This is a genomic window from Thermoanaerobaculia bacterium (genome assembly GCA_035717485.1).
Taxonomy (GTDB): domain Bacteria; phylum Acidobacteriota; class Thermoanaerobaculia; order UBA5066; family DATFVB01; genus DATFVB01.
In genome coordinates this window covers 1-24269 of record DASTIQ010000034.1, presented here as the reverse complement: position 1 = coordinate 24269, position 24269 = coordinate 1, and the positions used below count along the sequence as shown (strand labels likewise).

Sequence of the window (24269 nt, the reverse complement as noted above, 5' to 3'; positions counted from 1 at the left end):
ATGTCGATCTTCACGGGCGTTCGGCTCTGGAAGAACGCGTGGGTCTCCGTCGATCCGGAGTTCCTCGTCGGACACGGTCCGGGCGGCGGCACCGGGATGGGAGCCTACGTCAACGGCGATTCGGTGCACGCGGGGCTCCTGGAGCAGAAGCCCTACCTCGCTCGGGCCTTTCTCCACCAGGACATCCCGATCGGCCACCAGGAGCCCGTCGCCCGGCCGTCCGGCGGCGAAGGGGACGAGCGTGACCTCGACGCCTTCCTCACCGGCACGGACTCCCGGTTCCATCCTTCCGAACGGGGAGTTCGGCTGGAACTGACCGCGGGCAAGGTCTCTCTCCCGGACTTCATGGGGGGGAACGACGTCGCGGGCGACACCCACCACCGGTTGATCAACGAGGCGCTCATCACCGACGGATCGTGGGACTACGCGGCGGACGCCCGGGGATACACGTGGGGAGTGATCGCGGAGCTCTACCTGCCCGGGCCCGCGCTCGTATTTCGCTTCGGAAGCTTCGCCGTTCCCCTCGAGGCCAACGGACTCGACCTCGACCATCACTATTCCGACGCCCGCGGAGACAACCTCGAGATCGAATGGGACTTCGATCCCGATGCGTCGGGAGTCGCCAAGGTTCTCGCGTACGAAAATCACGCCCAGATGGGGAGCTACGCCCAGGCGATCGACGAGGCCGGCTCGGGGATTCCGGATATCACCGCCACCCGTGAGCGCGGCCGCACGAAGCGGGGCATCGGGGTGAACCTCCAGCGGACGTTCGCGAAGGAATGGGGCGTTTTCCTGCGAGGCGGGGGAAACGACGGCCGAAACGAGATCTTCTGTTACACGGAGATCGACCGCTCGTTCTCGACCGGATTCTCGCACTCGGGGAGCTTCTGGAAGCGCCCCACGGACACGCTCACGGTCGGGGTCGTCGGCAACGGTCTCTCCGACTCGCACCGGAAGTACCTGTCGCGCGGAGGCATCGGATTCCAGCTGGGAGATGGCCGCCTCGCCTATGGCCACGAGATCGTCGCCGAGGCCAATTACGATGCGTCGGTCGGCAAGGCGACGTCGATCGGTCTGGACGTGCAGAGGGTCTGGAATCCCGGATTCAACTCCGATCGGGGTCCGGTGATGGCCTACGGCCTGCGCGTCCACGTGCACCGGAACTGATCCCCGGTCGCCCCCTCTCTCGGCCGACCGCGGCGGGGCTCAGGAGCCGGTGGATTCTCCGGGCGACGGTTCGAATGCCGGCGGCACCCCCTCCGATCGCCGCATCCAGCGCAGGATCTCGGGGACCGTGGGTTTCTTCCCGTACATGAGGATCCCGACGCGGTAGATCTTTCCCGCGAGCCAGGCCATGCCGACGATCGATCCGAGCATCAGCGCGATCGACGCGGCGATCTGCCAGGCGGGAACCGGGATCAGCGTGACGCGCATGAACATCACGATCGGCGTCATGAGCGGGATGAACGAGAGCACCGTCGCGAACGTGGAGTTCGGATTGTTGACGATCGTCCACCAGAACATCATCGGGACGACCATGATCCACGTCGGGAACATCGCGAGCTGCTGGGCCTCCTGTTCCGTGTTGAAGGGAGCGCCGATCGCCGTGTACACCGAGGCGTAGAAGAAGTATCCCAGGAGGAAGTAGAGGACGAAGTAGGCGACGACCGAGAGCGGGATCGTCGGGATGCTGCCGCCGGGCAGCATCGCCGCGATCCCGGTTCCGGACAGCAGGGCCATGTTCATCGCGAGGACGGACCAGATCGCGTATTGCGTCAGTCCGACGAGCCCGATGCCGATGATCTTCCCGAGCATCAGCTCGGTCGGGCGCACGGAGGAGATCACGATCTCCACCACGCGGTTGGATTTCTCTTCGATCACGCCGCGGAGGTTGTACATCCCGTACTGGATCAGCGTGAAGAAGAGGAAGAACATGAAGATGTAGGAGATCCAGAACCCGACGGTCGACTTGGGATTCGTGCTCTTCGCTTCGAGCGAGACGGTCGCCTGGGCCTGCCGGATCACCTCCGGGGAGAGCCCCCGCTCGGCGAGCCGCGTCCGGAGGAACGCGCGATTCAGGTCGCGCTCGATCATCTCCTGGAAGACGATGTCGGAGATCGAGGCCGCCCAGTACTCGATCTTCCCTCCGGAGACCGAATCGGGATCGAGGACGATGAAGCCGTCGATCTTCCGCGCGTCGTCGGTCGAGGCGATGTCCTTCTTGAGCTCCTCCTTCAGCGCCTCGACTCCGCCGGGCCCGGGGGTCCGAAGAACGAGGGCGATTCGATCGCGATGCTTTCCCGACGCGATCTCCTCCTCGAGCGGCCGGAAATAGCGACCGGAGGGGTCGATCACCGCGATCCGCTTCTTCCCGGAGAGACGCGACTGCGTGAGGATCGAGACTCCGATGAACACGAGCCAGATCACGGGCATCAGGATCGTGAAGATCCAGAATGCCTTCTTGCGGATGTGTTCCACGTATTCGCGCTTGATGATCGCGCGGACCTTTCGGGCGTTGATCGCCATGGCTCGCTCCCTCGTCAGATGACCCGGGTCTCGGCGAGACCCGCGTCCTGGACGGCCTTCAGGTAGATCTCCTCGAGCTCGGGCTCCTTCTGGGAGAAGGCGTCGACCCGGTTCGTCTCGAAGAGCTTCTGGACGACGGTCCGTGCCTCGGTCGCGTCCGCCAGCGTGACGTGAAAACCGCCGTCGACCGCCGCGGCGCCGGCGACGCCGGGAAGCGATCGAACCCTTTCGAGCGAGGCGTCGGTCGAGAGGCGGATCACGTTTCCGGCGTAGCGCCGGCGGAGGTCCTTGAGGTCCCCGTCGAGGACCTTCTTCGACTTCGTGATCAGGCAGATGTGGTCGCAGAGCTTCTCCGCCTGCTCGAGGACGTGGGTCGAGAAGACGATCGTCTTCCCCTCCGCGCGGAACTCGAGCAGGAAACTCCGGATGAGGTTGACGTTGATCGGATCGAGTCCGGAGAACGGCTCGTCGAGGATCAGGATCTCGGGGTCGTGCACGATCGTCGCGATGAACTGGATCTTCTGCTGCATGCCCTTGGAGAGCTCGTCCACGCGCCGGTGGAGCCACGGCCGGAGCTCCATCGCGTCCAGCCAGCGTTCGATTCTCTTCTTCGCCGTGGCCGCGTCGACCTCCTTGATCGCCGCGAGGAAGAGGAGATGGTCGAGGACGCGCATCCGGCGGTAGAGTCCTCGCTCTTCCGGGAGGTAGCCCACGCGCGCCAGCGACTCCCGGGCCGCCGGCCGGCCGAGGACGCGAATCGCGCCCGTATCCGGGGCCGTGATGTCCATGATCATCCGGATCGTCGTCGTCTTCCCGGCGCCGTTGGGCCCGAGGAGGCCGAAGATCATGCCCCCGGACACGGTCAGGCTCAGGTCGTCGACCGCCTTGAAGCGGCCGAATGCCTTCGTCACGTGATCGACCTCGATGGCGTTCATGAAGTGCGGTCTCCGGGCGGAATTACGATTTTGCGCCGGAGAAGTTTCGCCCGCTCATCCGAAGAGGGCGGACCAGCCGACCCTCACGACGAGAAACACGGCCCAGAGCGCGATCGGGACGGCGGTCGCGGAAGCTCGCGAAATCCCGGGGAGGCGGCGGAACGCGACGATCAGAAGAACGACCGTCGCGAGCAGGAAGACGTCGAGCGACGACGCCATGGCGGTGAGCGCCGGCGCGGCCGACTTCGGCAGGAGGAGCGCGGGGCCGACGGTCCCGAGCCGGGAGACATCCTCGTAGGTGAGCGACGCGTCCGGCGCGGCGAAGAGGCGCGCGACCGCGATCCCGGAACGAAGCAGGAGCGGGACTTCCGCGTAGGCGTAGATCGCGAGATACGCGGAGATCTTCGCTTCCGCGCCGAACGCGGCGCCCGCACCGGCGACGATGAGCGCGAAGAGGAAGAAGGCGACCGCCGAAGCCGCCGCGCCGAGCGTCGGCGCGTAGGGCGCCATCTTGCCCTGCATCTCGACGGCGCGGTCGACCGCTTCGTCCACGCGCTCCTTCGTCATCGTCTGGCCGGAGTGCTCCATCTTCTTCTCGACCGCCTGGCGCATCGCGGCGTCGACGTCCACCTTGTCCGTCATGACGACGGTGAAGATCGCCGCGAGGAGGATTCCGGCGACGAAGGGAAGCCACCACGTGGGGCGGCGGATCAGCGCGGCGAACGTCGCGCCGGGACGGGTCACGATTCCCGCGACGGCGCCGGCGGCGGAGACGCTCTCGCTCGGCTCCGGCGGGGCGGCCGCCGCCGACACTTCCTCCGTCACGATCGAAAAAATTCCCGCAAAGTTCTTCCCTCCATATTAGCACCGGAAAGGTTTGACAGCCCCCGGACCGGGTGGCATCATGCCGCGCATGGACGCGAAGCTTCGTGCGATGTTGAAGGAGCTCGGAGACGCGATCAACGACTCCGTTTCCGAATCGGATCGCGTCCACGAAACGATCGAAAGGCTCCGGGAGCACGGTTACCGGCTGTTCCTGAACCTCGACGCGCGGATCGGGATCGAGCGCGACGAGGATTTCGCGGAAGGCGAGGACGAGAGCGTCGAGATGTCGCCGGCCACGGCCGCGGCCGAGTTCCGCATCGATTTCCGGGATCTCCGCTTCCTGAAATCGGTCGGGATCGACCCGACGCGCAAGGTGCGCACCCGCCGGGCGCGGGCGACGGTCGCGCGGCGGCGCGCGACGAAGACGCGGGACGCTCGCTAGAGACTTCGCGCGTCCGGGCGCTACCCCTTCCCCGGCCCGATCGCTCGAATTCGTCCTTCGATTCACTCCTGCCGGGCGTCCCCGGCTCGCGACTCGAGATTGAACGATCGGCTATCCTGACTCCGTGAGCGACGAGTTTGCCGCGTGGGCCTGGTCCCGCGCCGAGTGGGAGGGACGCGCCGAGGAGCTCGGGCAGCCGCGCTACCGCGGACGGCAGATCTTCGACGCCATCCACGCGCGGCGGGCCACGGCGTACGGCGAGATGACCGAGCTTTCCCGGAAGGATCGCGACCTCTGGACCGGGGCCGCGCCGCTCGTGCTGCCGGAGATCGCGCGCCGCGACGTTTCGACGGACGGGAGCGTCAAGTACGGGCTCCGGTTTCCCGACGGCGCCCTCGTCGAGGCCGTCTTCATGCCGCGCGGCGAGGAAGAGGCTTCGGCGGAGAGCGAATTCGAAGACGCGCGCGCTTCCGCGGCGGCCGGCGGGGGTCCGACGATGCCGGCGGACCCGGCGCGGGCGACGATCTGCCTTTCGTCGCAGACGGGGTGCGCGGTCGATTGCCGATTCTGCGTGACCGGGCGGCTCGGAGCGGGAAGGAACCTTTCCGCCGGAGAGATCGTCGCGCAGTTCCTCGCGGTCGCGCGCGAGCACCCGGCGACGACGTTCGCGATCGTGTTCATGGGGATGGGGGAGCCGATGCTGAACCTCGAGGCGGTCGAGGCGGCGCTCGACGTCTTCTTCGAGACGATTTCTCCCCGGCGGATCACCGTCTCGACGTCCGGATTCCCCGAGGGGATCCGGCGGCTCGGGGCGCGGGCGAAGCAGCCGAATCTCGCGGTCTCGATCAACGCGGCCGACCAGAAGACGCGCGAGAAGATCATGCCGGTGTCGCGCGCGCATCCTCTCGCCGAGGTCGTCGCGGCGATGCGCGCCTTCCCGCTGACGCACCGCCGGCGAATCACCGCGGAATACGTGCTCCTCGCGGGCGTCAACGACTCGATCGAGGACGCTCGGAACCTCGCCCGGCTCCTGCGCGGCATCCCCGTGAAGATCAACGTGATCCCGTTCAACCCCGATCCGCGGTATCTCCCGGAGTTCCGCCGGCCCTCCGAAGAGACCGTCGAACGTTTCGTCGACGCGCTCGCGCGCGAGCGGTACACCGTGACCGTGAGGCGGTCCAAGGGGCCCGACGCATCGGCCGCCTGCGGTCAGCTCAAGGGACGCGAAGTCGACGCGCGGAGCCGGAGCGGGGCGCCGGTCCGGTAATCCGCGAAGTCTTCACTCTTCCAGGCGCGAGGCGAAGAACTCCTTCCATCGACGCTCGTACTCTTCGGTCTCGACCGAAAGCGGCTGGTCCTCGTGGTGGCAGTGTCCGGCCGCCGCGACTTCCCAGACCGTCGTCGTCCGCGGAAGCGCCTCTTCGAGGCGCCCGAGGAATTCGGGGAGCGTCAGCTGGTCGCGCTTTCCGAAGACGAGCGCGACGGGACAGCGGATCTTCTCGGCGGCGCGGACCGGGTCCATCGCCTCGAGGCCTTCCTCGCGGCGCAGGCCGATCGCGCGCCGGACGCGGGCATCCGCGCGCGCGAGCGCCCATCGTGTCGTGAGCCCGAGCGCCCAGGAAGGAACCCCCGATTTCAAGTGGAGGTAATGGCGCGCCATCGCGGGAGCGTCGCCGAACGGCGACTCCAGCCACAGCGCGCGCACCGCGGGGTTCGCCGCCGAGAACTGGAGGGCGGGCGACCCTCCATAGGAGCAGGCGTGGACGCCCAGTCGGCCGGCGTCGATCCCGAACCGCTCCTTCGCCGCGGCCACGGCGTTGGCGAGGTCGCCGCGCTCGAGCAGGCCGAAGGTGATGAACCTCCCTCCGGAGCGGCCGTGGCCCCGGAGGTCCGGGACGAGGACGTTGAACCCGCACGCGAGGGCGCGGCGGGCGTCCGGAAGCCACTCGGTCGCGTTGCCTCCCTTTCCGTGCAGGAAGAGGATGGTCGCGCGCCGCCCGGACAGCCCCGGCGAGGCGAACGTGCAGACGAGCTCGACGGGATCGCGCGGATCGCCGCGATGCGGGAACTCTTCGGCGCGCTCCGATTCCTGCCGGAGCGCGGCGAGGAACGCCGTCCGGTCGTCGCGCCCGGGAGCGAGGCCCACCGGCGAGATGAGCGCGTCTCCGAGCGCGACCGCGGCCGCATAGGAGCCGGCGACGTAGGCGCCCGCCGCCGCCGCGCCGGACCATGCCAGTCCCCGAATCGCTTTCCACGGTCTGGTGGACATCGGGGCGGGATATTAACCCCGCGGCCCCGTGAACGGCGGGGACGGCGGATGCGCCGCTCGAAAAAAAGCCCCGGACGAGCCGGGGCTTCGACGGAGCGAGGAAAAGAACGCTCAGTGCGGGGGCTCGACGCTCTTCGTCGTCGTGGTCGTCTTCGTCGTGTACGTCAGGCGCTGGACGACCGGCTGCGGCGAGCCGCCGACGGTCGTCGTCGTGACCGTGACCTTCTTTCCGACGGCGACGTCGGAGGGAAGCTGCGACGCGGGATTGATCAGGTACGTGACGCTCGAGCCGTCCGGGCGGACGATCGTGACCGACCTTCCGGCTTCATAGGTCCGGACCGTGCCGGTGACGCTCTTCGAAGAGGTCTCGGTGGTGGTCGAGGACGAAACGTCGGGCACGGCCGTCGACTCCGTGGTCTGCCGCGTCACCTCCTGACGGGTGGTTGCGGACGAATCGGGTTCCGGCGCGGCCGGAGCAGCGGTTTCCTGGGCGCCGGCGAAAGCCGCGAAGGCGGCGATCATCCCGGCCGAAATGAGAAGTCGTGATTTCATGGTCTCTCCCTGTCTGCCGCAGGCCCATTCCTGCAATCCCGAAAAAGTGCAACGGTCGTGCCGGGGATTTCCGCATCGCCGGACTTCGGTAGAATGCGTCGCGTGAAACTCGACTACTTCTGGACCGACTGCCCCGACGGCTCGCACGTGGCGGTCAACTGGGCCTTCTGGGAAGGACGGGTATCCGGCTCCGTGAGGAAGTGGAGCCGCGACACGCGCGTCAACGTCGGGCGGAAGTTCGACGTCGCTCCCTCCGACCTGGCGCGGGACGCCGACGGACGTCCGGTCCTGGTGCTCGACGGGGTCTGCGAAGAGCCTCTCCGGATTCCGCTCGACGCCGCCCGCATCCGGGCGCTCGAGAGCGAAGCCGCGTCCGCGGCGTGACCGGTTCCGGGGAGCCGCCGCCGGAGGAAGCTCCGGTCCCCGTTCCGCTCGAAGACGAGCTCGACCTCCATTCGTTCTTTCCCGCCGACGTCCCTTCCGCGGTTTCCGAGTACCTGAACGCCGCCCGGGGGTCGTTCCGCGAGGTCCGCCTGATCCACGGACGCGGAATCGGGGTCCAGAGGGAGGTCGTCCGCGCGCTGCTCGCCCGTCGGGAGGACGTCGCCGGGTTCTTCGATGCGCCGCCGGAGCGCGGCGGGATCGGGGCGACGGTCGTCGTCTTCCGTTGACCGGTCCGTCCATGCATCGACCGATTGCCGTCGCACGGGCGTTCTCGCCGACCGATGCGCACGCGCCGGATATCCGGGCGCGTGCCGCCCGCGTCGCCCGGCGACGTACGCGCCGCTCTACGCCGCGGGCGGGCTGACCGCATCATGTCGCTCCGAGTCGGCGGCTGTTAGGATCGGCCTTTCGATCGGAGGAAGAAACATGAAGCGCACCATCGCTCTCGCGGCCGTCCTTCTCGGGGCCGCCGCCTTCGGAGCGCCCGCCGGTTCCGCGCCCGCCCGGCCGGTCCCCGCGGCCGAGAAGGCCTTTCCGTTCCGGATCGACGAGAAGGTCCTCGCCAACGGACTTCATCTGTACGCGATCCACTACGACTCTCCGGGGTTGATCGCGTACTACACGGTCGCGCGCACGGGGTCGCGCAACGAAGTGGAGCCCGGCCACACGGGATTCGCCCACTTCTTCGAGCACATGATGTTCCGGGGGACCGAGAAGTACCCGGCCGATCGCTACAACGAGATCGTCAAGGAGATCGGCGCGGACTCGAATGCCTTCACCTCCGACGACCTGACCGTCTACCACCTGCTCGCCGGGAAGGAATCGCTCCCGACGATCGTCGACATCGAGGCGGACCGTTTCCAGCACCTGCAGTATTCGAACGCCGCTTTCCAGAAGGAATCGCGAGCGATCCTCGGCGAATACAACAAGGGGGCGTCGAATCCGTTCCAGCCGCTCGACGAGAAGCTTCGCGATCTCGCCTTCGCCCGGCACACCTACAAGCACACGACGATCGGATTCATCAAGGACGTCGAGGACATGCCGAACCAGTACGACTACTCACGGCAGTTCTTCGACCGGTATTACCGTCCCGACAACGTGCAGGTGATCGTCGCCGGCGACGTCGACTCGGGCGAGTTCTTCTCCCTCGCCGGGAAGGCCTACGGGGGATGGAAGAAGGGCCCGGCGCGCCCGGACGTCCCCGCGGAGCCGGCGCAGAAGAAGGAAGAGCGCGGCGTCGTCGAATGGAAGTCGGCGACTCTGCCGATCGTCTTCATGGGCTACCACACGCCGGCCTTCTCCACGACGTCGGTCGACGGGGCGGCCCTCGACGTGCTCTCCGAGCTCCTTTTCTCCGACCGCGCGCCGCTCCACAAGCGGCTCGTCCTCGACGAGCAGAAGGTCGTCGAGCTCGGCGGGGGGCCCGATCTCCACCGCGATCCCTTCCTCTTCGAGATCTACGCGCGCGTGAAGCAGGAGAAGGACGTTCCGCAGGTCGAGAAGGACGTCGAGAGCGAGATCGCGAAGTTCGCCGCCGCGCCGCCCGACGCGAAGACCGTCGCCGAGACCGTCTCGCATCTGCGGTACGCGTTCGCCCGCAGCCTGAACACGGCCGACCGGGTCGCGGTGACGGCGGCGCGCTCCGTCGCGCTCTCGGGCCGCCCCGACGCGTTCAACGACTACTACGCGCTCGTCGCGAAGGTCACGCCGGCGGAGGTTTCGACGGCCGCGCGGAAATACTTCGGCGCGGCCAATCGCACCGTCGTCGTGCTCAAGCCTCCGCAGGAGTCGGGGGACGCCGCGAAGAAAGGAGCATCGAAGTGAAGAAGCCGACCGTTCTCGCCGTTCTTTTCGCTCTCGCCTCGCTGCCGCTCGCCGCGGCCGAGGCGTCGGGTCCGGAGCGGGTGCTCCTCCCCGCGGGAGGCTCGCCTCTCGTCGCGGTCCGGCTCGCGTTCCGCACCGGCTCCCAGGACGATCCCGCCGGGAAGGAAGGGCTCGCCGCCCTGACCGCGACGATCATGGCCCAGGGAGCGACGCAGACGAAGTCGTATCCGCAGATCATCGACGCCCTCTATCCGATCGCCGGCGACGTCGACGTCCAGGTCTCGAAGGAGATGACCGTCTTCTCCGGAACGATCCATCGCGACAACCTCGAGCGCTACGCGGCGCTCCTCGAGGACGCCGTGCTGCGGCCGAAATTCGCCGACGACGATTTCCGTCGACACCGGCAGGACGCGATCGACGAGATCTCGAAGACGCTCCGCGGAAACGACGACGAGGAGCTCGGGAAGGAGTCGCTGAACGTGATGCTCTACGGCGGCACGCCGTACGGGCATCCGAACTCCGGCACCGTGAACGGGCTCACGTCGATCACGGCGGACGACGTGCGTTCGTTCTACCGGACGCATTTCACCCGCGACCGGCTGATCGTCGGGCTCGCGGGCGGGTACCCGGCGTCGTTCGCCGACGCCTTTGCCGCGCGCTTCGACGCGCTTCCCGAGACGGGAGCGCCGCGCGTCGAGCTGCCCCCGCAGCCGGCGCCCTCGAAGACCTCCGTTCTCCTCGTCCAGAAGGACGCGCGGGCGAACGCGATCTCGATCGGCGCTCCGATCGCGGTCACCCGGTCCGACGACGACTTCTACCCGCTGTACGTCGCGAATTCGTATCTCGGCGAGCACCGCACGTTCAACGGCGTGCTGATGAACCAGCTCCGCGGCGTCCGGGGGCTCAACTACGGCGACTACTCGTACATCGAGCGCTTCGTTCAGGACGGCTACACGACGTTCCCGGCGCCGAACGTTCCGCGGCGGGAGCAGCACTTCTCGATCTGGCTCCGCCCCGTCGTGCCCGGCAACACCTGGTTCGCGGTGCGGGCCGCGCTCTACCATCTCGACAAGCTCGAGCGCGAAGGGATTCCGGAGAAGGACTTCGAGCAGACCCGCAAGTTCCTCGAGACGTACAACAAGCTGTGGACCCAGAACGCGTCGCGCCGCCTCGGGTACGCGATCGACGCGAAGTTCTACGGAAAGGACATCCAGGCGGAGCTGCAGCGCCGCCTCCCCTCGATGACGAAGGCGGAAGTCGACGCCGCGGTCCGCAAGTACCTCCCCAGGGGGAACTTCGACATCGCCGTGGTCACGGACGACGCCGGGAAATTCCGCGACGAGCTCGTTTCCGGAGCGGCGACGCCGATCCACTACGACACGCAGGGCACGCCCGAAGCGGTGCTCGCCGAGGACAAGGCGATCGAGAAATTCCCGGTCCCGGTGAAGGCCGAAGACGTGCGGATCGTTCCGGCGTCGGAGATGTTCCAGAAGTAGCTCGCGCGGCCGGCGGGATCGCGGGAGTGAGGTGGCGAGCCGGCGATGTTCGGGCGCTCCGCGACCGGACGCCGGCGCCGTCGCGCGACGGAGTCCGGTCCTGACGGCGCCTTGACCGCTCGGCGCAGGACGGGGGGTCGACCGATCGATCCCTCCGTTTGCGCCTCGCTCGAGCGTCCGATCCGCGGGCGCCCGAACGGCGGCTCGCGACGAGAGCTCGCGATCCCGCGGCAGCCGCTCGTTCGGGGCGTCCGGAGGAGGCGGCGCTTTCGCGCCGCGACCGATATCCCTCGCGCGGCCGGCGGGATCGCGAGTCCAGAGTCGGGATTCGGGACTCGCCGGCCCTCGACTCGTGACCCGCACGGCGCGGATCCGCGAGTCGCCCGGTCGCGCGTCGAAAGCCGCGCGGTGACGGTTCGAAAGTCCGGCTCCGGACCCGACGGCGAGTGCCTTTCGATTCATCACTCGCCGACTCGTGACCGGCGCGCTCGCCGCGGGCGGGCGCGCTACGGCTCCCCGGCGGCGATCGGCCGAAGCTCCTCGAGCTGCTTCCGGATCGAGAGGGCAGCCGCCGCGGAGCGCGACCGGAGGCGGTCGGCGAGCGGATCTCCGGGCGAGAGCCCGGTCACGAACGCCTCGATCGGGCTGCGGTTCTTCGCGAGGTCGGCGAGCGTCTCGTACCAGGTGCGTTCCGCGCCGATCACGCGGCCGCTCTCGTACTCGACGGTCGGGACGTCGTCGCGGTGCGGCGGGGTCGCCGCGACCCATCGGCCGACGTCGCGCGGCGCGAGGATCAGGTTCGAGAGGAGCTCCGCCGGATCGTCTTCTCCGACCTCGGCGAGATCCGCCCGGATCGCCGGGGTCAGGCGGGCGGCGAACGCGGCGAGATCGATCGTGGGTTCGGGCGTGGCGATGACGATCGTGAACGCGTTCCCGACGGCGTGCGGATACCAGATGCTGACGTTCGGAAAGACGTCGCGAAACGCCCGCACGATGCCGCGGTAGTCCTGCGGCCGCAGCGCGTACGTCGGCAGCCACATCGAGACGACGCCGCCGGGACGCAGGCGCCGCGCGCAGAGGCGGAAATACTCCTCGGTGTAGAGCGCGCCGTTTCCGGCGTATCGCGGGTGGATCGAATCGGAGAGGATCGCGTCGAAGCGCTCCGGAGAGGCGAGCACGAAGTTCCGGCCGTCGTTGATGACCGCCCTCACCCGCGGGTCGGCGAGCACGCCGTGGTTGACGTCGCGGAAGAACCGGTCGGACGTCCGGAGCACTTCGGGGGAGATCTCGACGATCCGGATCTCCTCGACCGCGTGGCGCGACACCGACCACGCCGTGCCCCCCGAGCCGAAACCGATGTGGACCACCCGGCGCGGGTGGTCGGCGAGCACGAGCGGCAGGTGCGCCTGGAGCTTCTGGGTCAGCAGCAGATCGGGAGAGGTGCCCGCCACGTTCACGCCGTTCAACTCCAGCGAACGCCAGGGACGGGGTTTCTCGATCTGCTTGACCGCGATCGTTCCCGTCAGACCCTCGCTCCAGAAGAGGAGGTCCCGGCGGGGCACGTCGGAGAGAACGCCGGCGGACAGGAGCAGCGCGCCGGGCCGGGCGAAGACGATCCCGGCGGCGCACGCCGCGACGGCGGCGAACGGGAGGCGCCGCCGCGGCTGGGCGAGCAGGGCGACGACCGCCGCGAGCGCCGCGGCGGCGAAGAGCGTGTTCTGGGTGCCGATCAGGGGGATCGCGAGGAGCCCCGCCCCGAGCGCCCCGGCGATGCCTCCGAAGGTGTTCGCCGCGTACAGACTCCCCGCGCGGCGCGGCGCTTCGCCGGGTCCCGCCGCGCCCCCCCACGCGCGGAGCAGGAACCCGAAGATCGCGCCGCTCGCGATCGTGGGGGGCAGGAGGTAGGCGGACGTCACGAGGAGCCGGGTGACGAGGAGATCCGCGAACGTCCTCGCCCGCACGATTCGCAGGCCCCCGAAGAGGAGAGCGCCCTCGAAGCCGCGGAACGCGAACACCTGCGCGAAGAGCGTGGCCGAGAGCGCGAGCGCCGCCCGGAAGAGGGCGGCGCGGGGATCGCCGGCGCGGCGGGCCGCCCACGCGCTTCCGACGACGAGGCCGGCGAGCTGGATCGCCAGCATGAGCGAGAACGAGTAGACCGACGAGCCGAGGTGCAGGACGAGGACGCGCGTCCAGAGGACCTCGGCGGCGAGCGCGACGACGCCCGTCACGACCGCCGCGGCGAGCGCGGCCGATCCCGCCTTGCGGCCGTCCGCGGGAGAGTCGGTCTTCGCGGCGGCGGGGATTTCGCGGGAAGAGAAGACCGCGACGAGGGCGACGATCAAGCTGACGCAGGCCGAGCCGATCAGCGTCGCGTGCACGCCGATGCGGCGAATCGCCCAGAATCCGCAGAGGGCCGTCCCCGCGACGGCTCCGGCCGTATTGACGGCGTAGAGGAGTCCCGAAGCCGAGCCGTTTCCGTCCGTTTCCATCCGGCGCGACAGGAGAGGGTAGCTGGCGCCCATGAGCGCGGTCGGAGGGAGCAGGGCGGCTGCGGAAAGGACGAACCGCAGGACGAAGAGGGTCGCGGGCGCGCCGCCGCCGCTCCGATATCCCGCGACGTACGCCGCGTCGATCGCCGAGAAGAGGAGCGGCGTCGCGAGAGCGAAGAGACCGATCCCGGCCTCGACGGCGCCGTAGGCGAAGAGGGGCCGCCGCAGGTTCGCCATTCGCTTCGCGGCCCACGCACTTCCCAGTCCGAGCCCGGCCATGAACACCGCGAGGAGCGTCGCCGTCGCGAGCGTGGTGACGCCGAACGTGAGGTCGAGGAGCTTGAACCAGACGATCTCGTCGGCGAGCGACGCGAAGCCCGACGCGAAGAAGAGGAAATACACGCGGGCGTCGTCGCGGCTCGAAGACATCGGGCCGGATTCTATGCGGATGTCCGCCCAACGCCTGGCTCGCGGCTTGCTGCTCCGATGGAGCGGAGGTCGAAATGCAGAGTGCCATCGAAGTCACGCGGGTCACCCCGGAGGAGATCAAGACGAGGATGGACCGGGGCGAGCCGATCGCGTTCATCGACGCGCGGAACCCTCGGGCGTGGGCGGATTCGGACGTGAAGCTTCCCGGCGCGATCCGGGTGCCCGCCGACGACGTCGAGAAGCACCTCCCGGAGATCCCGCGCGACCGGGCGATCGTCGCGTACTGCACCTGACCGAACGAGCATTCGAGCGCCCGTGTGGCGCAGACGCTCGCCGAGGAAGGCTTTCGCAACGTGCACGCGCTCTACGGCGGATTCGACGCGTGGGTCGACGCGGGACTGCCAACCGAGAAGAAGTGAGCGCGCCGAGAAGTCAGCGCGCCCAGGGAAGCGACGGGGTCGTGGGCCGGTGAAACGGCTCCGGCGATCCGAGCGAGGAGGAGGAGAAGGAACGCCTCAGCGCTGGAACGCGTAGGAGATCTTCAGGAATATCTGGCGGTCGTGCCGGGCGAGCTCGTAGTTGTCGTTGAGCGCCTGGTTGTCGCCGTAACCGAGGAAGAGCACGCTCTGCCAGTTGAGCTTGTACGCGAGGAGGATCGAGCTCGAGAGCGCCGCGTCCTCCTTCGGCAGCCCCGCCTGGCTGTAGAGAGCGGGATTGCGGTCCTCGCGGACGTACTGCACGATGCCGCGGACGAAGGCGCGGTTCGTGAAGTTGTAGACCGCCCGCAGCCGATGCACGACCGCCGTGAACAACCGGCGCGTCGAGCCGGTCCCGTCGTCCACGTCGATCCACTGGAACGCTTCGTTCAGACGGAGCTCGAGGTGGTCTTCCGGCTGGATACGCGAAGCGAGCGTGAACGCCCCGCCGTGCCCCGGCCGGGCGTTGGCGTAATCGATCTGGTCGCCGATCTCGCCGTTGATCGAGATCTGGCCGAAGACGCGCGACGGAGTGAGCTGGAAATAGATCGACCAGAAATCCTTCCGGATGAGCTTGTCGCCGACGCGCTCGGAAGAGAAGAGGTAGTCCACCTCTCCCTGGACGCTCCGATGGCCTTCGAACGAAACCCCGGGAAAGATCCGCTGGCGGAGGGTCCGGCCCGAGGTGTCGGCGGTGTAGTCCTCCATCACGAGAGGCCGGATCTTCGTGAAGAAGCCCGTCGGATAGAAATGCAGGGAGAACTCCGGCTTGACTTCCCGGTAGCCGACCTGGGGAACGAACCCGTCGTCGGCGCGGAAGCCGTCCGACACGTCCCACCCTTCCACGTACCAGCCGTGGGTGAGTTTCGTGCTGTCCCAGCTCACGAACGCGGCGTGTCCGGACACGTGCTGCCCGTTCCAGCCGGAGAAGAGATCGGGTCGAGTCGGGTTCTGGGAGGCGGCGTAGAGGAACTGACCCCGGATCTGGTTCGAATCGTCGGGGGCCCACTGGAAGTCGGGTCCGAAGACGCGGTTGTATCCCGTTCCCTCCACCTCCCGGTCCGTGGCCAGGAAACTCACGTAGGAGCGGCCGAAGTCCTTCCGGACGCGTCCGATCCCGGCGAAGGAGGAGAAATCCTGGTCGACGAAGGTCGAGGACTGCGGGCCGGGAACGATCACCGCGCCGCCTCCCCGGTCCTCCGTGACGAGCAGCGTGTAGTTCGTCGAATCGATCTTGCCGGTGCCGCGGATCCCCCAGCGCGGCGACGTGAACGTCCGCGTGTAGACGGCCGGGATCGGCGTCGACAGGAGGTCGAGCCCCTCGAGGAAGAACGGCCGCTTCTCCGGGTAGAAGAGGGCGAAGCGGGTGTTCGCGGAGATCTGCGCGACGTCCGATTCCACCTGCGAGAAGTCGGGGTTGATCGTCCCGTCGACCGCCGTGTCGGCATTCGGCAGCCACTTGACGTCGAGTCCGGCGTTCCCGCGGATCGGGCGGTTGACCCAGGGCGAGGAAATGTCGTTCGGGTCCGTCCGCCGTCCCTCCTCGGTGGCGGTGACGTAGGGGGCCGCGATCAGGTGTCCCCCCGACGGCAGATCGGTCAGGCCGACCAGGTCGCGCTCATGGCAGATGAAGCAGTCCGAGCTTCGCGGGAGGCGGTTCGAGAAGTACTGGTAGCGGGTGTCGCGCGTCGAGTTGCGATAGAGCTGGATGCCCCAGACGGGGTGCGCGCTCGCGTCGTACCGGAGACTCGAGAACGGAATCCGGATCTCGAGCGTCCATCCCCGGGGCCCGATCTTCCCGGCGGCGTCCCAGAAGAAATCCACCGACGTGTCTTCGTTTCCCGACGCGTCGTCCTGCACGGCGTCGTACTGGACGCCCCGCGGGTTCGCGAGGAACTCGATCGCCGTCCGCCGGTCGTGGCGGGTGTCGAGGATGATCCCCGCGTAATCGGTATCCGACGAGATCGCGTCGCGATCCGCGAACGGCGCGCGGATCTTCGACGGATCCGGATCGTCGCATTCGAACGCCGCGTACAGGGCGTGGTCGTCGAATGTGAGGAGCCCGACCTTCCTGACCTTCGGGGCGACGTTGTCGCCCGGCTTCGTCTCGTAGAAGGTCTCGACACGCGCGGCGCCCTGCCAGCCGGGATCGGAGAGATCGCCGTCGACGGTGATCGGCCCCGGGGCGCGATGGATCGCGATCGGCGGCTCGTCGGGGGGGCTCGTCTGGGCGGCAGCCGCCGCGGCGAACGCCGCGAGCGCGATTCCGATGGCGATCGATCTCTTCAACGCGGGCTCCTCCGGCATTTTCATACGATGAAACGCTCCCGAGGTTCGGCGCACCCGAGATCTTCCCATGCCGACCCCGCCGCCTTCGTGATCGGAGCCCGCCGGCCCTCGCGAGACGGGTCCGCCGGTCCGGGGCGGCCGGGCGCCGCAGCGGTCGAGGGCTTCGTTCCGGGCCGCGAGAGGGTTCGCGTCGCGGTCAGTCTCCGGAAGTCAACGAGGGAGGAAGTCCGCGATGCGGGAGCTTTCGCGATCCGAGCTCCGCAAGCGTCGCGAGCGTCAGGCGGGAGGCCCTTTCTTGAGCCGGACGGTCCCCGACGAAATCCGGATCGCGACCCGCGGGCCGCCGCCGTTCAGGGCGCCCTTCGCCGTCTGCTGCATCGACGCGGGGCGGTGGGAGATCGACACCTCGGGGAATTCGCTCACGATCGCGTCGCTCTCGTCGTCGACTCCGCTGACCTGGATGTCCACGTTCGCGCGGAAGTTCGAAGGGAGAACGAGGGTGACGTCGCCCGAGCCGCTCGAGATCGTCACCCCATCCGGGTTCTCGCGGCCGACGATCTCGCAGTGCACGTCGCCTCCCCCCGCCGAGGCGCGCACCGAACCGCGGACCTGGTGGAGACGCAGGTCTCCGCCTCCGGTCTTCGCGATGACGGAGCCGCCGCAGGAAGCGAGATCGACGTCCCCGCCCATCGTTTCGAGCTTCGCGTCGCCGGTCACCCGGCCGACCCGAACTTCGCCGCCGTGGGTGATCGCCCGCAGGTCGCCACGGACGCCGTCGATCTGGATGTCGCCGCCGGACGTGGACAGGTCGGCTCCCTTGCCCGCTTCGGCGACGCGGATCTGGCCGCCGTACGTCACGATCCGGACGTTGCCCGCGACTTTTCCGAGCTGGACGTCGCCGAAGGGGAGCGTCGTCGAGAAGTCGCCGCCGATGTCGCCGCGGACGATCGAGCCCTCGGCGAGATCGACGCCGCCCGCGATGCCGCCGTGGACTCCGCCCCGGACGCCTCCCGTCACTCCGCCGGCGACCCCGCGAGGAGGCCGGGGCGGCCGAGGGGGGGCGGGAACCGCCGAAGGAGCAGGGCTCGGCGCCGGAACCGCGACGGGCGCTTCCGGGGGCTCGGGCGGTTCGGGCGTCTCCGCGTGCATCCCGTGCCGCCTCCGCGGGAGGAGCGACTTCGCCTGGGAAGCGGGCACGCCGTCCGTCAGGAGCGAGATCCGGCCGTTCAGCGTCGAGCAGCGGACGTCCGCGCCTCCGCCGCCGACGGAGCCTTCGTACGTGTGGTTCATCGACTGCGAAATCGCGGAGGCGATCTCGGGGCCGAGGCGGGAGAGCTCCCGCGAAAGCTCCGCGAGCCCTTCGTCGAGCCCGGAGAGATCCACGTCCACGTCGACGTCCCCGTCGGAGTCCTTCTCCGCGTGCCGCCGGTCTCTTTCCCGGATCCGGATTTCCCGGCGGATCTTCTCCTTTTCGGCCCGCAGCTTCTCCCGTTCCGCCTTCATGCGCTCGGCTTCGGCGGGAAGCTCGAGGGGAGGGAGGGGAAACGTCGAGACGATGTCGCCGTTCATCGTGTGGCCGTGGAAATCGAAGCCGGCTCGCGCCGGGAGCTGGAGCTGGATGTTGCCGTTGATCGTTTCGGCCTCGACATGAGCGCCCTTCGGCAGGTCCGCGGCGACGGTCTCGATCGACCCGTTCACGCTGTGCGCGCTCACGTCGCGACGCGTTCCCGAGAGCTTCACGCGACCGTTGACCGACCGGGCGTCGATCGCCCCGCCGATCCCGTCCACGGAGACGTTGCCGTTGACCGTGTGGACGTCGACGGCGGCCGCGGCGGGAACGGTGATCGTGAACCGCGCCTCGACCCGGTAGTGACGGTCGTTCCGGTGGACGTCGAGCCTCCATCCGCGCCCGCTCCGCGACACGCGGACGCCCGGCTCTTCGGTGACGAGACTGAAGGAGCCGCCCGATTCGTTTCGCAGCTCGATCCGGGTCTCGTCCAGGTACTTCTTGGCGAGCGCGGACGATTCGGCGCGGACGGACACGTCCGCGGTGGCGGAGAACTCCGTTCCGGGCGAGACGCGGATGTCGCCGCTGATGTTCTCGACCGAGAGCCGGGTCAGTCCCGTTCCGTTGAAGTGATCCGTCCGCCGCGCGGATGCCGGATACTCGTCGCCGCGGGAAAGCGCCGCGAAGGCCAGCATCACGAGGCCGGCGCCGAGCACGATCCAGAGGGAGATTCGATCGCGGGAAGTCGTGTGGCTGTTCATGCCGGTAAGACGACCGGGCTCCGGAAAAGTCACGGCGCTCCTCACAGGTCGACGCGCTGGAGGGCCTTGGCGGCCTTCACCCGCACGTATCCGGTTTCGCGGTCGTCGTTCGCCTTCTCGCGGAGCGTCTCGATCGCGGCGGGATCGCGCAGCGTGATGGCGGCTTTCCCGAGCCCCTCGACGGACGCGATGCGGACCGCCGGATTCGAATCGCCCTTGAGAGCGGCGAGGAACGCGTCGCGAATTTCGGGAGACGGCGGCAGCTGGCCGAGCGCCTCCGCCGCTTTCTTGCGGACTCCGGGATTCTTGTCGTTCTTGAGCGTCTCGACGAGTGTCGAGACGATCTGCGGCGAAACCGCGGTCTCCCCGCCGTAGCGCTGCGAGACGAGATCGATCGCCTTGCCGCGCGCGCCTTCCGTCGAGCCCGAGCCGGCGACCATGTACGCCAGCAGGTCGGAGACGCCCTTGTCGCCCGGTCTTCCCTCGACGGTGTAGCGGGTCGTGACGTCGAACGAGATGCCGATCCGTCCCGACGCGTCGGCCGGACGGAACGCCACGTTGGCGAGCTTCGGCTGTTTCGTCAGATCGGGGATCGACGCCGCGGTCCGGGTCGCCGCCGCGGGAGAACCGGTCGACGGGTTGCCCCCCGGGGCCGCGACGCGCGCGACGAGGTATCCGCCGACGCCCATCGCGAGCATCGCGGCGGCCTGCAGGACCGGCATCCACCCGCGCGGACGGATCGGAGCGATCCGGCGCCGCAGCGTCTCCGCTTCGAGCATCTCCCGCGTCGCGCGCCGGAACTCCGGCTCCATCGTGGCGTCGGGGTCGGCGCCGAGCCGCACCCACGCGCCTTCGACGGCTTCGATTTCGGCGCGGCAGCGCTCGCACGACTCGAGATGGGAGTCGAGCTCGGGCGAATTTCCCGCCGCGGGATTCGCGAGCCGTTCGACCGCCTGTTCTACGAAGTCATGGCATTCCATGTGGTGCCTCCCTCGGAAAAGATCCCCTTGAGCGTTTCCATGGCGCGGAAGATCCGGGTCTTCACCGCGCCTTCGGTGATCTGGAGCGTGCGGGCGATCTCGGCGTACGGCATCCCGTGGTATCGGGCGAGGACGAGCGCTTCGCGCTGCTCGTCCGAGAGCTTCGACAGCGCCTGGCGGACCGCCTGGCGCCGTGCCCGTTCGTGGAGCCGGTTCTCGATCGGTTCACCGCGGGCGGGCGCCTCGGCGACCGCGTCGAGGGGGACCACGACGGCCCGCCGCGATCGCCGCAGCCGGTCCCGGCAGGCGTTCGCGGCGATCGCGAAGAGCCATGACGAGACGGCCGCGCGGCCGTCGTACTGTTCGACCCGGGTGATCATCTTGAGAAATACCTCCTGGGTGATTTCCTCCGCTTCGGCGCGGTTGGAAATCATCCGGTCCGCGAACCGAAGCAGGGCGTCGGCGTACTTTTCGAAGAGGCCGGTCGCCCCGGCGGGGTCTCCGCGCCGGACCAGGTTCAGCAAGTCGAGGTCGGTCTTCAACTTCCGGCCCGCTCGGTCAAGGCGCTCTTTCCTTCACCTTTCGTAAGACGCGAGGAGCGGGCAAAGGTTACTCACGGGAGGGGAGCCGGGGGCCCGGCGGCGAACGTCACCTCGGCTTTCCAGCCGAGCGCTTCGGCGGCTCCGGAGAGGAGCTTGCGAGCCTGCTCCTCGGCCTTCGCGTCCATTCCGGTCTGGCGGGCGATGCGGGCGAGGCTCGTGCGCGCCCACGCCATCCACCGGTTGCGGTCTTCCGGGGTGATCGGGTTGAACATCCCGCTCTTCTCGTCGAACCATTCGAGCTTCGGGTCGATCGCGAGGATCGAGGGGCGCGGCATCCGGATCTCGACCTTTCGCGTTTCCGGGTGGCCCACGACGGAGACGCCGTCCCGCTGCAGGTCGAAACCGCCGAGCACCGATCCGCGCACGCGCATCGTCGCGCTCTTCGGAAAGCTCAGGAAGAGGAAGTTCTTGAACTCCTCGTACTTGACGACGTCGGAAACCTGGACTTCGATGGTCGCGAGCCGGGCGACCTTGTTCATCGCCATGACGACCGGAGCGGAGTCCGGCGGGCGTTCCGCCGCGCGCCGGCGGTGCAGCAGGAGCTCGATCGTGGTGAACAGGAAGAGCGCCGCGAGCGCCCAGGGAACCGCGGCCCGGAGGAAACGCCTCATCCGCGGCGCGGCGTCACCGGCCGTACGTTCCGACGATCTCGCCTTCCGCAGCCACGTGACCGGCCATCGCGGCGCGAAGCCGCTCGACGGCGGATCCGGCGGGGAGATCGATCCTCTCCGAGAGCGCGTAGACGCGGAAGTGGTAGTGATGCGGCCGGCCCGGCGGCGGGCAGGGACCGCGGTATCCGCGCACGCGGAATCCGTTCGTTCCCTGGCGCGCCGACGCGAGCGAGGCGACCTCGTCGCCGGCCGCGACTCCCTCCGGGAGGGCCGCGGCGCTCTTCGGAATCCCCCAGATCACCCAGTGCGTGAACGTTCCTCCCGGCGCGTCGGGATCGTCGCAGACGACGGCGAATTCGCGGGTGGATTCCGGCGCGCCCGACCAGGAGAGCGCGGGGGAGAGATCCCCGCCGTCGCAGGTGTGCTTTCGCGGGATCGCCGCGCCGGCGTCGAAGGCGGAGCTCTCGACTTTCAGCCGTGCGCCTCCACGCGTCCCCGCGACGGCGGCGATCAGGACCCCCGCGGCCAGCCCGACGCCCTGCATGCCGCCATTCTAGAGCAGGAAGACGTTCTCTCCGGCCCTTCGTCCCGGGGGAACCGCGAGGCGGCCGGACGCTCGATGTCCGGTCTTCGCCGGCCGCTCATCGCTGGAAGGCGTAACTCACCTTCAAGAAGAGCTGCCGATCGCTCCTCAGCAGGTCTCCGTTCGGATCGACGACCCGGCTGTCGCCGTACCCGAGGAAGAAGACGGTCTGCCAGTTGAGCTTGTACGAGAAGAGCACCGATCCGTCGAAGTTCCCGGATCGCGCCGGGACCCCTTCGGCGAGATAGAGCGAGGGATCGGTGCGCACGTCGAGGTACTGCCCGATCACGCGCAGGAACATCCGCGCGTCGAAGTTGTAGGTCGCCTTGAGACGCTCGATCTGCGCGGTGAAGAGGCGGCCGTGCCGCCCGTCGGCGGTGACGTCGAGCCACTGCCGGTCGCCGTTGAAGTCGAGCTCGAGATGGTCGGTCGGCTTGATCGTCGCGGTCAACTGGATGTCGCCGCCGCGGCCGACGCGGACGTTATCGACGTCCGGATGTTCGCCGAAGAATCCCTGGAGCGTGATCCGGGAGATCCGGCGGGAGGGGTCGATCTGGAGGAAATACGCCAGGCTCGTGGTTTCGAGGACGGTGTCGGCGGTGCGGTCTTTCTGTTTCCAGTTGTAGTCGAGCTCGACGTTCAGGTTGTAGCGGCCGGCGAGCGTGATGCCGGGAAAGGTCTGCCGCTGGACGAGGCTGCCGTCCGGTTCGGCGAGATAGTTCGCGACGAAGTAGGGCTGCACGCGGTTGAGGAGACCCGTCGGATAGAACGTGTATCCGGCGAACTGCCTTTCCTGCCGGAACCCGACCTGGGGCACGAACCCGTCGTCGGCGCGAAATCCGTCGCCGATGTCCTGGTACGTCGAACGGAATACCCAGTGCGGCCCGGTGTGGAGCCACGACAGGAAGATCGCGCGCGACGAGAAGCGCCGGCCCGTCCACTCCTCGGCGAGGTCGGGCCGATTCGGGGTCTGCGTGTCGCTCCCGAGGAACTGCGCGGTCACCTGGTCCTTCTCCCCCGGCCGCCACTGGAAGTCGGGCCCGAGCACGCGGTTGTGGCCGCCGCCGGCCCCGCTCTCGTTCTCGCGGTCGGTCAGCAGGAGGCCGCCGAAGGAGCCGCCGATGTCCTGGCGGATTCGTCCGATCGCCGCGATCGACGAGAAGTCCTGCGGCGCGAAATGCGATTCCGTCGATCCGGGGATGATCACGCTGCCGCCCCCGCGGTCCTGCGAGACGAGCACGGTGTACGAGCTCGCGTCGAATTTCCCCGTGGCGCGCGCGCCCCATCGCGGCGAGGTGATCGTTCGCGTGTAGACGGCCTGGATCGGCGTGTCGAAGAGGTCGACGCTCTCCAGGAAGAACGGGCGCTTCTCCGGGAAGAACAACGCAAACCGGTTGTTCACGTTGATCTGTCCGACGTCGGATTCGACCTGGGAGAAGTCCGGGTTGATCGTCGCGTCGAGCGCGGTCGAGGCGTTCGGCGTCCACTTGACGTCCACGCCCGCGTCCCCGCGCGCGGGGGCGTTCGCGAACTCCGATCCCGGACCTTCCCGCGGCGTACCCTCCTCCTTCACGGTCACGTACGGCGCGACGACGAGGTGGCCGCCGCGCGGGAGGCCGGTCAACCCCGTCAGCTGGATCTCATGGCAGATCCAGCAGTTCGAGTTGCGGGAAATGGGGCTGCTGTGGAACGCGTACCGGAACTCGCGCGGGTAGTTGCGCCAGACGAGGATTCCCCACTGCTGAGGATCCTTGTCGGGATAGCGAAGGGACGAGAACGGGATCCTCACCTCGGCGGTCCATCCCGTGTCCGTGATCCGGGCCGCCGTGTCGTAGAAGAAGTCGGGAGAGAAGTCTTCGTTTCCGTTGGCGTCGTTGTAGCTCGCGTCTCCCTGGATGCCCCGGGGATTCACACGGAACTCGATCGCGGAACGATGGTCGTCGCGGGTGTCGAGGAAGATCGCCACGTTGTCGTCGGTGCCGATGACGTTGTCGCGATCGACGTACGGCGCCCGGATCTTCTCGGGATGCGGGTCCCGGCAATCGACGCCGATGTAGAAGAACCGGTCGTCGTAGGTGATCCAGGCGCTGGTCTTGACCGGCGGCTCCGCGTTGTCGCCCGGCTGCGTTTCCCAGAACCGGTCGATGACGGCGGCGCCCTCCCATCCCGGATCGCCGAGACTGCCGTCGATCGTGATGATCCCGCGAGCGCGGGGTACCGCCATCGACG

The 24269-nt window shown here is 68.5% G+C and carries 21 protein-coding genes; 8 read left to right on the top strand and 13 right to left on the bottom strand.

The annotated features are described in order from the left end of the window. A partial coding sequence (locus VFS34_01570; GenBank protein HET9793121.1) for a carbohydrate porin occupies nt 1-1167 on the top strand: 1167 nt, incomplete at its 5' end. Nucleotides 1168-1206: 39 nt separating this feature from the next. Here VFS34_01570 and VFS34_01565 read toward each other — a convergent pair. The 3 genes from VFS34_01565 to VFS34_01555 are packed head-to-tail and all read right to left on the bottom strand — an operon-like array spanning nt 1207 to nt 4286. Then, nucleotides 1207-2526 carry an ABC transporter permease gene (locus VFS34_01565; GenBank protein HET9793120.1) on the bottom strand — a complete coding sequence of 440 codons (1320 nt, stop codon included), beginning with the start codon at nt 2524-2526 and terminating at the stop codon, nt 1207-1209. A gap of 14 nt (nt 2527-2540) precedes the next feature. Beyond that, the gene (locus tag VFS34_01560; protein HET9793119.1) at nt 2541-3461 is read right to left on the bottom strand and encodes an ATP-binding cassette domain-containing protein; all 921 of its coding nucleotides are present in this window, start codon (nt 3459-3461) and stop codon (nt 2541-2543) included. Between the two features lie 54 nt (nt 3462-3515). Next, entirely contained in the window at nt 3516-4286 is a 771-nt protein-coding gene (locus tag VFS34_01555) for a YIP1 family protein (GenBank protein ID HET9793118.1), read from the bottom strand. A gap of 79 nt (nt 4287-4365) precedes the next feature. On the opposite strand from VFS34_01555, the gene VFS34_01550 reads away from it, so the two are divergent. Further along, complete coding sequence (locus tag VFS34_01550) at nt 4366-4728, top strand: hypothetical protein (protein ID HET9793117.1); 363 nt, start codon at nt 4366-4368, stop codon at nt 4726-4728. Between the two features lie 124 nt (nt 4729-4852). After that, nucleotides 4853-5995 carry a 23S rRNA (adenine(2503)-C(2))-methyltransferase RlmN gene (gene rlmN / locus VFS34_01545; GenBank protein HET9793116.1) on the top strand — a complete coding sequence of 381 codons (1143 nt, stop codon included), beginning with the start codon at nt 4853-4855 and terminating at the stop codon, nt 5993-5995. A gap of 12 nt (nt 5996-6007) precedes the next feature. On the opposite strand, the gene VFS34_01540 is transcribed toward rlmN, so the two are convergent. Both VFS34_01540 and VFS34_01535 read right to left on the bottom strand, forming a co-directional pair. Beyond that, nucleotides 6008-6997, bottom strand: coding sequence for an alpha/beta hydrolase (locus VFS34_01540; GenBank protein ID HET9793115.1), 990 nt, complete (start codon nt 6995-6997; stop codon nt 6008-6010). Nucleotides 6998-7108: 111 nt separating this feature from the next. Then, the gene (locus VFS34_01535; protein ID HET9793114.1) at nt 7109-7549 is read right to left on the bottom strand and encodes a hypothetical protein; all 441 of its coding nucleotides are present in this window, start codon (nt 7547-7549) and stop codon (nt 7109-7111) included. Nucleotides 7550-7651: 102 nt separating this feature from the next. On the opposite strand from VFS34_01535, the gene VFS34_01530 reads away from it, so the two are divergent. From VFS34_01530 to VFS34_01515, 4 genes are all read left to right on the top strand, one after another. Then, nucleotides 7652-7933, top strand: a complete 282-nt coding sequence (locus tag VFS34_01530) for a hypothetical protein (GenBank protein HET9793113.1) — start codon at nt 7652-7654, stop codon at nt 7931-7933. Further along, on the top strand, nt 7930-8220 hold the full coding sequence (locus VFS34_01525; protein HET9793112.1) for a Smr/MutS family protein: 291 nt from the start codon (nt 7930-7932) through the stop codon (nt 8218-8220). Before VFS34_01530 ends, VFS34_01525 begins: the two co-directional genes overlap by 4 nt. A 199-nt stretch (nt 8221-8419) precedes the next feature. After that, nucleotides 8420-9817, top strand: a complete 1398-nt coding sequence (locus VFS34_01520; protein HET9793111.1) for a pitrilysin family protein — start codon at nt 8420-8422, stop codon at nt 9815-9817. Further along, entirely contained in the window at nt 9814-11313 is a 1500-nt protein-coding gene (locus VFS34_01515) for a pitrilysin family protein (protein ID HET9793110.1), read from the top strand. The genes VFS34_01520 and VFS34_01515 overlap by 4 nt, the downstream gene beginning before the upstream one ends. 506 nt (nt 11314-11819) lie before the next feature. On the opposite strand, the gene VFS34_01510 is transcribed toward VFS34_01515, so the two are convergent. Then, nucleotides 11820-14231 (bottom strand): fused MFS/spermidine synthase, encoded by a 2412-nt coding sequence (locus VFS34_01510; GenBank protein ID HET9793109.1) that lies wholly within the window; start codon nt 14229-14231, stop codon nt 11820-11822. Nucleotides 14232-14305: 74 nt separating this feature from the next. On the opposite strand from VFS34_01510, the gene VFS34_01505 reads away from it, so the two are divergent. Continuing rightward, nucleotides 14306-14524: a rhodanese-like domain-containing protein gene (locus VFS34_01505; GenBank protein ID HET9793108.1), complete on the top strand. Its 219-nt coding sequence runs from the start codon at nt 14306-14308 to the stop codon at nt 14522-14524. A gap of 222 nt (nt 14525-14746) precedes the next feature. Here the strand turns inward: VFS34_01505 and VFS34_01500 are convergent, their stop codons facing one another. The 7 genes from VFS34_01500 to VFS34_01470 all read right to left on the bottom strand — a co-directional run. Continuing rightward, nucleotides 14747-16996 (bottom strand): DUF5916 domain-containing protein, encoded by a 2250-nt coding sequence (locus VFS34_01500; protein HET9793107.1) that lies wholly within the window; start codon nt 16994-16996, stop codon nt 14747-14749. Between the two features lie 276 nt (nt 16997-17272). Then, nucleotides 17273-19264, bottom strand: a complete 1992-nt coding sequence (locus VFS34_01495; GenBank protein HET9793106.1) for a DUF4097 family beta strand repeat-containing protein — start codon at nt 19262-19264, stop codon at nt 17273-17275. Nucleotides 19265-19305: 41 nt separating this feature from the next. Further along, on the bottom strand, nt 19306-20244 hold the full coding sequence (locus VFS34_01490) for a HEAT repeat domain-containing protein (GenBank protein ID HET9793105.1): 939 nt from the start codon (nt 20242-20244) through the stop codon (nt 19306-19308). Then, complete coding sequence (locus tag VFS34_01485) at nt 20223-20786, bottom strand: RNA polymerase sigma factor (GenBank protein ID HET9793104.1); 564 nt, start codon at nt 20784-20786, stop codon at nt 20223-20225. The genes VFS34_01490 and VFS34_01485 overlap by 22 nt, the downstream gene beginning before the upstream one ends. A 71-nt stretch (nt 20787-20857) precedes the next feature. After that, nucleotides 20858-21457 (bottom strand): DUF4230 domain-containing protein, encoded by a 600-nt coding sequence (locus VFS34_01480; GenBank protein HET9793103.1) that lies wholly within the window; start codon nt 21455-21457, stop codon nt 20858-20860. 13 nt (nt 21458-21470) lie between these two features. Continuing rightward, nucleotides 21471-22001: a YbhB/YbcL family Raf kinase inhibitor-like protein gene (locus VFS34_01475; GenBank protein ID HET9793102.1), complete on the bottom strand. Its 531-nt coding sequence runs from the start codon at nt 21999-22001 to the stop codon at nt 21471-21473. A 97-nt stretch (nt 22002-22098) separates the two neighbouring features. Continuing rightward, a partial coding sequence (locus VFS34_01470; protein HET9793101.1) for a DUF5916 domain-containing protein occupies nt 22099-24269 on the bottom strand: 2171 nt, incomplete at its 5' end.